Consider the following 12,064-nt stretch of genomic DNA (forward strand, 5'->3'; position numbering starts at 1 on the left):
GCAATGATTCTCTAATTGGTGGTACTGGCAATGATTCTCTAATTGGTGGTACTGGCAATGATTCTCTAATTGGTGGTACTGGTGATGATTCTCTGGTTGGTGGTACTGGCAATGATTCTCTGGTTGGTGGTACTGGCAATAATTCTCTAATTGGTGATACTGGTAATGATTCTCTGATTGGTGGTACTGGCAAAAATTCTCTGATTGGTGGTGCTGGTAATGATAGCTTGACTGTTGATAATTCACTAGGCAATAATCTGCTCTGTGGTGGCGATGGCAATGATTCTTTGGATTTTTCTTCCGATGGCAATAACACCCTTAACGGTGGCGCTGGTGACGATCTTTTCTATGATGTTTCTTCACCAGGCGATAATCTGCTCTCTGGTGACGATGGCAATGATTCTTTCACCATCTCTAGAAACTACAACGACTCTCACTTATATGGCAATAACACCCTTGATGGTGGTGCTGGTGACGATAATTTCGATGCTTTATATTTATTAGGCAATAATCTGTTCTGTGGGGGCGATGGCAATGACTCGTTCTTGTTCAACACCCAATTTACTGACTCCTTATTTACTACAACTGTAGATGGAGGGACAGGTGACAATACATTGCAGTCTATCTTAGTGACTACAACTGTAGATGGAGGGACAGGTGACGATATATTGCAGTCTATCTATTGGGATACCAGTCTTATTAATGGAATCACTTCAACTTTTAATGCTACTACTAACATTGGCTCGATTACAGTAGGTACAAATCCGCTTAACTACAATAATAATCGGCTTAACTACAAGAATATTGAACGATTAGACATTATAGGCACACCCTACAACGATAACATTGTGGGGAGCAATGGTAACGATACACTCGTTGGCAAAGATGGCAATGACACCCTCAACGGCGGTGCAGGTAACGATTACTTAAATGCTAACAATTTAAAGGGTAGTAGCCTGGTGGATGGTGGTGATGGCAATGATTCTCTTAGTGCCTCTGGTTCCTACGACGACTACCGCGGCAATTTCGCTGTCAATGCTAACTCTGGGAATAGCACCCTCAATGGTGGGGCTGGTGATGATAACTTAGTTATTAACTATTCATCAGGCAATAACCTACTCTCTGGGGGCAATGGGAATGATTCTCTTAATGCCTCCGGGTCAGACTCCTTATACTCTTTCTACAAAGTTTATACTGTCTCTGGTAATAATACGCTCGACGGTGGTGCTGGTGATGAGCACTTGATTATTGATTATTCATCAGGTGCTAATCTCCTCTGGGGGGGGGATGGCAATGATTCTCTTAGTGCCTCTAACGCCTCTGGTAATAATACCTTTTATGGTGGTAATGGCAATGATATCCTCACAGGCGGCAATGGCAATGATAGCTTAATTGGAGGAGCTGGTACTGATACCTTTATTTTCAATAGTTACAATGAAGGCGTAGATAGACTTGATGACTTCAACGCCAGCAATGAAGTGATTCAGGTATCAGCTACTGGTTTTGGTGGCGGATTATCAAAAGGTTCACTTTCTGCAAATCAGTTTACCCTGGGAACATCTGCAACGACAAGCAATCAACGATTTATCTATGACAATATTACAGGTGGACTCTACTTTGACAAAGATGGTAGTGCGGCTGGGTTTACTCAGGTAAAATTTGCACAATTATCTATTGGATTGTCACTAACCGAAAAGAATTTTGTGGTTGTTTAATCACATTTAGTACTTTGGCATCATTAAGCGCTACGGTTTGCGAGTTGGTATTTAAAGTATCTCGTATTCTATTTTTTGAAAATCTAGTTTTTTCCAATGAATATAAGTATAGGACTTACGCAAACTCTACAAATTATTGGCGTTCTTCTCTAACGAGACGCTACGCGATGGTGTCTTGGTGGTTCGATAAATTAAGCTTTTTGACTATTTTTGCGTAAGTAAAGTGCAATTCATAAGGCAATACGGTTCAGATAAGCCCAAAACCCTCATCTAGAGACGCGATTTATCGCGTCTTCAAAGACCAATTACCTACACCAATAACCCTTAACTGAACCGTATTGATTCATAAGGGGTATGATTCTGAAAAATATTGCGTTTATTATTTATCACATGACCAAAAATCAAAAAAATAGGGATAAAACTATCCTCTATTCCCTACCCCAGCCAAAAGACTTTTTCAGCAAGCCCTAATTATTTTTTATTTGCAAGTCCCTAACTCCCGATTCTCCTGACTTTTTCCAAGGAAGCTTCACAGTAAATCGACTACCTTTGCCTAACTGACTTTCGGCGTGGACAGTTCCACCATGCAACTCGACAATTTTTTGTACCATTACTAATCCTAAACCCGTACCTGAAGAACTACGATCGGGAACAGTTTCAACTTGGACAAAAGGTTGAAATAATTTAAAAAGGTCATCGGAAAGCATCCCAATCCCAGTATCTACCACGCTGATAAAGATATATTCATTGGTAGAACTTGGCTGAACTTCAATCCAGACTTCACCTCCTTCTTTAGTAAACTTAATCGCGTTAGTTAATAAGTTGATAAATACTTGGCGAATGCGGCGCTCATCGACTTGGATAAGTTCGAGTTCTTCAGGTATTTGTGCCGTCAACCGGATATTTTTCTGGAAGGCTAAATGTTTGACAAAACTCAAGCAGAAGTCACATATTTCCTGAATCGAAGTAGCAGCTAGTTGCAGTTCGATCTTGCTGGATTCTGTATCGGTAAAGTCAAGGATTTGGTTAATTAATTCTAGTAAGTTTTTACTGCTAGATTCGAGCATATTTAAAGACTGACGCTGTTCTTCATTGACAGGGCCGTACACTTGCTCTTTGAGTGCCTCTGTGATTCCCATAATTGAGTTTAAAGGAGTCCTCAGATCGTGGTTAATGTTTCTTAAAAAGGTGCTTCTAGCACGATTTGCGACTTCGGCGATTTCTTTAGCCTCACGTAGAGCCGATTCTGCGCGTTGGCGATCGCCTACTTCTAAAGTTAGAGTGACAATTTCCGCGATCGCTCTCACAAAGTTTTCTTCACTCAGTTCCCATTTCCGGGGAATATCGACCTGTTCAAATAATACTGTTCCCACCATTGTGCCCCCAACCCAAACAATGGTATCAATTAGAGATACAATATTATTTGGTTCGAGCAATTTATCGGATAATTCTTGTACCCGTGGATCGGTACGAGTGTCGGAGACGGTAATAGTACCAGAAGCTAATAGGGCTTTAAAGTAGATGAAATAATCTGCAAGGTTGCGTTCTAAACCTGCCGAATATTTGTGATTGCTACGTTCATAAAGACTTATGCATTGTAGCTTGGTGCGCTCGCTATTGAATAACCACACACTGACTCGTTCTACTTCTAAGGCATTGGCTGCTTTTTGGGCGATCGCTTTGAATGCTGTTTCTAAATTTCCTTCATAAATCGCTTTGTGATTTGCCAGTTCTGTAAGTACTTGATGATGCTGTTTTTGTTTTCGCTCGCTGTTAATGCGTTCTTCAACCTCGTGCTGTAATTCTTGAGTTTGCTGTTGAACTTGCAGTTCTAAATCCTTATTTTTACTAATCAGTGCAGTAAAGGTTTTGCGTAAATCCTGCGCCACCTCATTTAAAGATCCGCCCAGTATCTCTAGTTCTTGAATTCCTTGTACTTTCACCACTGAGTCGCTGTTAGTAAAATCAGTTAAATCTTTTGTCGCCCTACTAAAGTGCAAAATGGGTACAGTAACCCATCTAGCGGTGACAATCCCCAATATAATAGCTAGTCCCAACGCTCCTAAACAAAGAAAAATTGTAGTTTGAATGTTGCGATTAATTTGTCCCATAAAGTCTGCTTCGGGGACAGCCACTATTATCAACCAATTGACATTTGGTTCGCCCTCAAAGGGTCTAACTTCTAAAAATTGTCGTTTGCCGTCCCAGGAAAAATCTAGTTGCTGTAAACCTTGAATTTGGTCAAAGTTACTAAATTTAGTTGCTAAGTATTTAGCGGTTGCTTGAGTCAAAGAATTGCCGCTTTGGGAAGCTGTTAATCTAATAAGTTTACGATTTTGGAAGCGGAATGGTTCTTCGTTTGTAGAACTTGCAACTAATAGCCCCGATCGCTCGATAATAAAAATTTGCCCAGACTTGCCAACTTTAATGTTTTGCAGCAAATCCCCAATTTGTGATAAGTGAGTGAGAGTGCTGTTAACTCCGAGTAATTCGCCTTGGGAATTATAAATGGGAACAGAAGCACTAATTAAGAGTGTTGGTTCAGTGCGGGGTGTAAAAATCTGACTAAAGCTGAATTTTTTGGCACTAACTGCTGTTTGATAATCAGGACGCGATCGCGCATCATAGTTTTTAATCACCTCTGGTAATTGAGTACGTTGACCTTGAGAGTCAATTATATAAGTGTAGAGGTCGTACCCAGTTGACTTATCGGCTTTTCTGAGTAAAAATTGGCGATCGTTGAACTTCTCCACCGCTAAATATTCTTGTTGATTGCTTGCAGTTATTGCCAACGCCTCTGGAAAAATCTTTAACTGCTCTATTAAATATGACTCCCAGGTTGCCAGATTTTCTATCTTCAGCAACCCCATGTTAATCGCATTTTGATTACTGCCTAGTAGCTGACGCCCAGTTGCCAAGTAAGTTTGTAAATTCTGCTCGACTCGATTGCCAACTTCATGACGTAATTCGTTAACTACCTGATTGACTGCCTTTTGCCCGTTTCCGATTGATAAGTATGCAGTCAATCCCACAGCTAGCAAGATTTGCAACACAAACAACGCTACCAAGATGCCACTTAGAGATACGCCTTTAAACAGGGAAAAAACACTACCTTGCCCAGTATTGTTGTTCATCTGCCCACTCCCCCTTCCTGTCCTATAGTACTGAGTACAACACCTCTAGTTTGCTGTCCTGTGGGCTTATGCATAGTTTGTACTCGGTCGGGTCAAGTGCCAATATACCACTTCTGGTAAAAGAACAAAACGTTACTTAACTGCACCTGTAGATTTTACCAGCCAAAATATGACTAACGTTCATCACAAAGACAAAGACGCGATAAATCGCCGTCTCTACAATAATTAATCCTTTGTAGAGACGGCGATTCATCGCGTCTGGCGTTAATTGTAAATATCAAACAAATTGATGAAAAACTGAATCAATTCGTAACTAGTTGAGATTTATGAGTTATAACTGGCATTTTTAAATAAATCTAACTATAGACAGATGAAAATTGAAAGGCTACTGTTATCAGAAGCGTATTTTTTGGCGTTCAGATTATCTTTAATCTCGGCGCTCAAGATTGCTCCTAATTTTACCGCATTCTACCCAGCCCCAAGACATAGGTTTTATTACTCATGCTCAACGTGTCCACTTCCAATTCTCAGCAAAATCAGCAATTAATTGACAATACTGACTGGAACGTTATTGAAACGGAGTTTAATCCGACGCAGTTACATCACAAAGAAACTGTTTTCACGCTTGGTAATGGGTTGTTAGGAGTGCGGGGTACATTTGAAGAAGGATATCCACAGGATTTTCCAGGCGTACTCATCCACGGTGTTTATGATGATGTGACAATTACTCATACCGAATTGGTAAACTGTCCCAACTGGCTGCCATTGGTGGTGAAAGTAGCAGGCGATCGCTTTAGTATGGACAGTGGTGAGATTCTCAACTACGAACGTCGGCTCGATTTACGCTTAGGTTTAGTTAGCCGTGATGTGCGGTGGCGTAGTCCTAATGGTCATACCTTAGATTTTCACTTCGAGCGTTTCATTAGTTTAGCAGACCAGCACGTTTTGGCGATTCGCGCTCAAATTACATCGGTAGACTTTGAGGGTGAAATTACCGTTGAAGCCGGATTTGACAGCGAACCCCATACCCAAGGCGTTAAACATTGGCGAACCTTAAACCAAGGTGGCATAGAGCAGATTATCTGGTTAAACAGTACAACTCTCCACTCAAATATTCAACTTGGGATGGCAGCTAAGTTAGTGGTAGATGGTGATGAGACTGCACCCGTGAGCGTCGAAAACGCTTTTACTTCTCCCACTTTGACAACCACCTTAGAGTTATATCCCGGAAAAACGGTGACAGTAGAAAAAATTGTCACCCTGTTTACTTCACGAGAAACAGAAATCCCCATTGCCACCGCCTTACAAAGACTCGCTGAGGAACCGAGATATACTACGCTATTGGCAGCTCACATTACGGCATGGGAGCAAGTGTGGCAAGACAGTGACATTATAATAGAAGGCGATCGCTTGGCTCAATTGAGCGTCCGTTACAATCTCTTCCAATTACTCGCTGTAACACCGCGTCACGACAGCCGGGTAAGCATTCCTCCCAAAACCCTCTCCGGTTTTGCCTATAGCGGACATATCTTTTGGGATACAGAAATATTCATCCTACCTTTCCTCACCTTAACTCAACCAGCCCTAGCGCGTAACTTGCTCACCTACCGCTACCACACCTTACCAGGAGCGAGACGCAAAGCTCAAGAAGCCGGTTATCAAGGAGCGATGTATGCTTGGGAAAGTGCTACTACTGGCGATGAAGTAACTCCGCGTTGGGTTCCAGCTCCCAACGGTGAATTAATCCGCATTTGGTGCGGTGACATTGAAGTGCATATCACCGCAGATATCGCTTATGCAATTTTGCACTACTGGCAGACTACCAACGATGATGACTGGATGCGCGATTATGGCGCAGAAATTATTCTTGATACGGCTGTTTTCTGGGAAAGTCGGGTGCAGTGGAACCAAGAGCGCCACAGCTATGACATCCTAGATGTAATTGGCCCCGATGAATATCACGATCGCGTCGATAATAATGCCTTCACCAATCTTATGGTACAGTGGCATTTGCAGTCAGCTTTGGCACTGTGGGATTGGCTCAAACAAGCTTATCCTGAAACCTCGACAGAACTAGTGCAAAAACTCAACTTAACCACAGAGCGTCTGCACCATTGGGTGGAAATCCAAGAGCGTCTATTTGTTAACGAAGATGCTCAAACTGGTTTAATTGAGCAATTTGAAGGCTTTTTCCAGCTAGAAAACGTTAACCTCGCTGATTACGAACCGCGCAGCAAATCCCTGCAAAGTTTGTTGGGAGTTGAAGCTACAAACCAAAAGCAGATTCTCAAGCAGCCAGATGTGTTGATGCTCTTATATTTATTGCGCGAACGTTATGACTATCAAACTCTCGCCACCAACTGGGACTATTACACCCAACGCACCGACCACAGTTTTGGTTCTTCACTAGGCCCAGCCATTAACGCTATCTTAGCTTGCGACCTCAATCAACCAACTGAAGCTTATACACACTTTCTGCGATCGGCCTTGGTAGACTTAGAGGATGTGAGACTCAACGCCGCCGAAGGAATTCACGCTGCCAGTGCTGGAGGAGTATGGCAAGCAGTAGTTTTCGGGTTTGCCGGTATTCGCATGACTCAATTTGGCCCCGTTGCCTGTCCCAATCTACCACCCAACTGGACGCGTTTGAAGTTTCGCCTGCAATGGCGTAACGAGTGGTATGACTTTGACTTAGGAACTGAAACAGAAGTCAAAGTTCCCGCCTTGGCAGATACACATTCGATAATTGTCTAATAGACTTCTTGCGTGAATCAAAATACAGCAATTTTCATTTGCATGAAGTACAAAGTTACGGGTTTTGAGGCAGGAGGCAGAAGGCAGGAGGCAGGAGGAAAGAGGTAAACACTGTTTATATCTGATAAATCAGTCCTGAATTTTGGGCATTTGTAGGGAAAAGGGTAAGGGGGCAAGGGGAAAGGAACAATAAAAAACCTTTTCCCTTTAACCTTTCCCCTTTTCCCACAAGAGTGCAAAAATTATTTTTGCAAGAGGTCTAATAAATACTGCTGTTGTAAAGTGAATTTTATCTGATGTATAGATGTATAGCCGTAGTCACATAAGTTAGGACATTTGGAAAGGGTGAATGCTAGAGCTAGCAATAGTTTTACCTCCTGCCTCCTGCCTCCTGCCCTCTGCCTCCTGCCTCCTGCTGTATTAAACCTCATCTAAGTTGAAACCTAGAGTTTTTTAAAACATATATTTTTGTAGGTTGGGTGGAGTGAAACGCAACCCAACATTACCACCAAATTTTATGTTGGGTTACGCTATCGCTGCACCCAACCTACAAAACTACGGTTCTCAAGGTAGACGAGGTTTAACATCTTAAGTATTATTCCTTACAGAAAGTTTTTCTTCAGAAGATTTACGAGATGGCAACTCTAGCTAATAAGCTTAATTAGAGTATCCCATTGAACACTGCTAATCATGTCCCATTTTGCTCATTCCACATTGGGCCAATCTTCTTCCCCTCGCTTAACTAGAAGCTTGAGTGCTGTTGAAAGTTGGGGCTTTGGTTTGACAGCTCATATTTCTTGGACAGCATTGGTTCCAGCGATTCATGCAGCTCTCGGTTCCCAAGCTATTTTTGTCTGGATACCTGCGGTAATTTTTGGAATGCTGCTCAATTATCAGGTAAAACGCTTAGGTTTGCATTTCATCAATGTAGCTGGAGGAACACCCAACTATGCAACCAAGCTACTGCAAAACTACCCAGGACTTGCTCGCTATGCAGCAATTGGATACCTCCTCAACTGGGTTTCTTACCTGTCAGTGAATACAATGGTACTCAGAGATTTAATTAAAGTAAATTTAGAGGCGTTGGGTATTGCCTGTCCAGACATATTTCTGGATATTAGCTTTACACTGTTACCCTTTATCGTGGCTTTTAGTGGGACTCGCGCCCTGAGTATTTTACATTTGTTTTTTGTCATTCCAGCCTTTGCACTGCTAATGACTTTCTGCATCCAAGGTCTTGGCTGGTTAGCGTTTTCTCCCGTTAGTCCGGGGTTTTTTCCTAGCAGTTGGTCATCTTTGAGCTTTGTAGATTGGGCAAAGTGGTTCTTTTTCGTCACTTATGCAACCTACAGTTGTGAAACGGCTTCTTCCTTTGTCGCCGATAGCCGCCACCCCACCCAAACGCTACGGTTTCTAAACGTTGCCGCTTGGATGATGCCACCCATCTTTTTGGGAGGGTCTTGGGTAGTAATGCGGTTGGCAACAAATCCCAACCTAAAAGATAATGCTTTTTTGAATCTAGTGGCAGCTTCCCAGCCCTTTTGGGGAAGGTTCGCTGGTGTAAGTATTTCTTTTTTGCTAGTAGCTGCTTGTCTACTCGGTTCGGCAACGGTGGTTTCTAATTGCCCGCGAATTTTGTATCAACTGGCTTTAGATAACCACATTTCACCAGTATTTTCAGTCGTCTCACGCCGCGGTGTGTTTGTCCCAGCATTGACATTGACACTGGTATTGTGCTTAATCTATCTGATTTGGGGAGATGTGGCGCGAATCGTCGCTGTTGGCAACATCGGTTGGTTTGTCTCCTTTATGTTACTGCATTTAGGGCTTTGGCTCCGACGCGATCGCCCCGAAGTTTTGTTTCCTCGCATATCTCTGGCCATTCTACTGTTAGAAGTTGTGGTGCTATTGGTGGGCGGATTTGCCTGGGGTTGGTTCAACTTGTTGATTGGGCTATTATTTCCTATTGGTGTCATGGGCATAGATGCAGTAATTCGCCGTTTGAACTTTCCGGCTTTCCATCCTGATTGGTGGATGCAGCGATATCGCACGCGCCCTGTAGTAATCATTAAAGATTCAGTAATTCTTCAGGTGAGTATCCTGATTTTTTTACTGTGCAGCGCCGTGACAGTTGGCTGGTTATTTGGTGTCAAACTCAATAAAGTGGCGACTGCGGGCGGTGAGAATATATTTGTGGTGCTACTGATGAGCGTGGCATTTGTGGGAGTAGCGATCGCTTGTTGGACAAGTTTACCGCAAGTGGTAGCGATCGCAGAAGCCAGAGTTGCTGCCGAACACCTCTTTACAGTCGCCCAAGATGGTATTTTAGTTGTAGATAATCGAGGCATTATCCAGCAAGCAAACCCAGCCACCAAATCATTCTTTGGTGTCAACCCATCAGAGTTGCGGGGAAATCACCTAAACAAATGGCTACCTGCATTAGTCTACTATCCAGAGCAGTGGACAAAGCGTAGCGAACAAATTCTCATCGGCAATGGGAAAAACAGAACTCTGGAAGTTTCCATCTCAGACCGACCCCATCGGGATTTTCAGGAATATGTTGTGATTCTCCACGACATTACCCAGCGCAAACAAGCAGAACAGATATTGCGATACTCAGAAGCACAATTGCGCCAAGAAGCAAAGCAGCTAGTATCTCAACTGGTGCATAGTGAAAAAATGTCCAGTTTGGGGCAGTTGGTAGCAGGTGTAGCGCACGAAATCAACAACCCAATCAATTTTATTTCTGGCAATGTCGGCTATGCCAATCAATATATCCAAGATTTATTAAGATTGCTGCAATTATACCAGAAAAACTATCCTAATCCAGCAAAAGAAATTCAACAAGAAATAGAAGCGATCGACTTAGATTTTCTGATTGCAGACTTGCCCAACTTGCTAACTTCGATGACAGTTGGTGCCGAACGAATCACAGAAATTGTCTTATCTCTGCGAAACTTTTCTCGGTTAGATGACGCAGAAATGAAAGCTGTGAATATCCATGAAGGTCTAGATCATACATTAATGATTCTGGAACATCGCCTCAAATCTAAATCTTCTAATAATCTAGCAATTAAGGTGATTAAAGAGTACGGCGATTTGCCATTAGTAGAATGTTATGCTGGACAGCTGAATCAAGTATTTATGAATCTTCTGGCAAATGCGATCGATGCTTTAGAAGAGGCAGTGGAAAATGGTGAGTGGGAAGTAGAGGAAACAGCGCTTTCTACTCCCCAGATACGCATTCAGACTCAACTCACGAGCAAAAATCAGATAATTATTCGTATTGGCGACAATGGTATAGGCATTCCCGAAAAGGTACAAAAACAATTATTTGAACCATTTTTTACGACTAAACCAGTTAATAAAGGTACTGGGTTAGGTTTATCTATTAGTCATCAGATTATCACCCAAAAACATCAGGGAAAATTAGAATGTATTTCTGCTCCTGGGCAGGGAACAGAATTTATAATTGTAATTCCGCTAAATCAGCAAGCTATCTAATTGTCAACATTATTTTGCGTGCTTAAATTTTTTAACTAAAGTGAAAATTTAACCCTTGGCGTTGCTTGCTATTTATTAGAATGTTAGGCTGATATTTTCTGGCTAAACCACCTGTGTAGGCTGTTACTCAGAAAAAGTCCGGCTATTACTCCGATTTTGGTAGTGAGAGAAAGGATTTGGTTATGGCGAGAGATAGAGCTTATTGGAAAGCAGAGCAGCGTATTGAAAAGGCACAGCGAGAGGGAGCAATAGAACTCGATCTCAGCAAAATGAAACTCACTGAGGTACCAGAAGCGATCGCATCTCTGACTCAGTTGCAACTGCTTTATATCGACAACAACCAACTGAGCCAACTGCCACAAGCGCTCGCATCCTTGACTCAGTTGCAAGGGCTTGACCTCCGCAATAACCAACTGAGTCAACTGCCAGAAGTAATCGCATCCCTGACTCAGTTGCAACAGCTTTACCTCTCCAACAACCGACTGACCCAACTGCCAGAAGCGATCGCATCCATGACTCAGTTACAACAGCTTTACCTCTCCGACACCCAACTGAGCCAACTGCCAGAAGCGCTCGCATCCCTGACTCAGCTGCAACGGCTTTCCGTTTCCAACAACCAACTGAGCCAACTGCCAGAAGCGCTCGCATCCCTGACTCAGTTGCAACGGTTTTCCGTTTCCAACAACCAACTGAGCCAACTGCCAGAAGCGCTCGCATCCCTGACTCAGTTACAACAGCTTTACCTCGACAACAACCAACTGACCGAACTGCCAGAAGCGCTCGCATCCCTGACTCAGTTGCAACGGCTTTCCGTTTCCAACAACCAACTGAGCCAACTGCCAGAAGCGCTCGCATCCCTGACTCAGTTGCAACAGCTTTCCGTTTCCAACAACCAACTGAATCAACTGCCAGAAGCGCTCGCATCCCTGACTCAGTTGCAACAGCTTTACCTCGACA

The 12,064-nt window shown here is 42.9% G+C and carries 5 protein-coding genes; 4 read left to right on the top strand and 1 reads right to left on the bottom strand.

The annotated features are described in order from the left end of the window. Positions 1 to 1,715 (top strand): calcium-binding protein (locus tag RM368_RS02790; protein WP_322692627.1); only part of this gene is annotated, 1,715 nt, incomplete at its 5' end. 467 nt (positions 1,716 to 2,182) lie between these two features. On the opposite strand, the gene RM368_RS02795 is transcribed toward RM368_RS02790, so the two are convergent. After that, positions 2,183 to 4,849, bottom strand: coding sequence for an ATP-binding protein (locus RM368_RS02795; protein ID WP_322692628.1), 2,667 nt, complete (start codon positions 4,847 to 4,849; stop codon positions 2,183 to 2,185). A 501-nt stretch (positions 4,850 to 5,350) separates the two neighbouring features. On the opposite strand from RM368_RS02795, the gene RM368_RS02800 reads away from it, so the two are divergent. The 3 genes from RM368_RS02800 to RM368_RS02810 form a co-directional block, all read left to right on the top strand. After that, complete coding sequence (locus RM368_RS02800; RefSeq protein WP_322692629.1) at positions 5,351 to 7,603, top strand: glycoside hydrolase family 65 protein; 2,253 nt, start codon at positions 5,351 to 5,353, stop codon at positions 7,601 to 7,603. Positions 7,604 to 8,293: 690 nt separating this feature from the next. Next, positions 8,294 to 11,107, top strand: a complete 2,814-nt coding sequence (locus RM368_RS02805) for an ATP-binding protein (protein ID WP_322692630.1) — start codon at positions 8,294 to 8,296, stop codon at positions 11,105 to 11,107. 182 nt (positions 11,108 to 11,289) lie between these two features. Further along, positions 11,290 to 12,064 (top strand): leucine-rich repeat domain-containing protein (locus RM368_RS02810; protein ID WP_322692631.1); only part of this gene is annotated, 775 nt, incomplete at its 3' end.

Origin of the sequence: Nostoc sp. DedSLP03 (assembly GCF_034530815.1) — a bacterium.
Lineage (GTDB): Bacteria > Cyanobacteriota > Cyanobacteriia > Cyanobacteriales > Nostocaceae > Nostoc.

What these genes read in the sequence shown, in the direction of transcription:
- RM368_RS02800 (WP_322692629.1), top strand. Translation starts at nt 5,351, where the DNA reads ATGCTCAACGTGTCCACTTCCAATTCTCAGCAAAATCAGCAATTAATT.
- RM368_RS02805 (WP_322692630.1), top strand. Translation starts at nt 8,294, where the DNA reads ATGTCCCATTTTGCTCATTCCACATTGGGCCAATCTTCTTCCCCTCGC.
- RM368_RS02795 (WP_322692628.1), bottom strand. Translation starts at nt 4,849, where the DNA reads ATGAACAACAATACTGGGCAAGGTAGTGTTTTTTCCCTGTTTAAAGGC.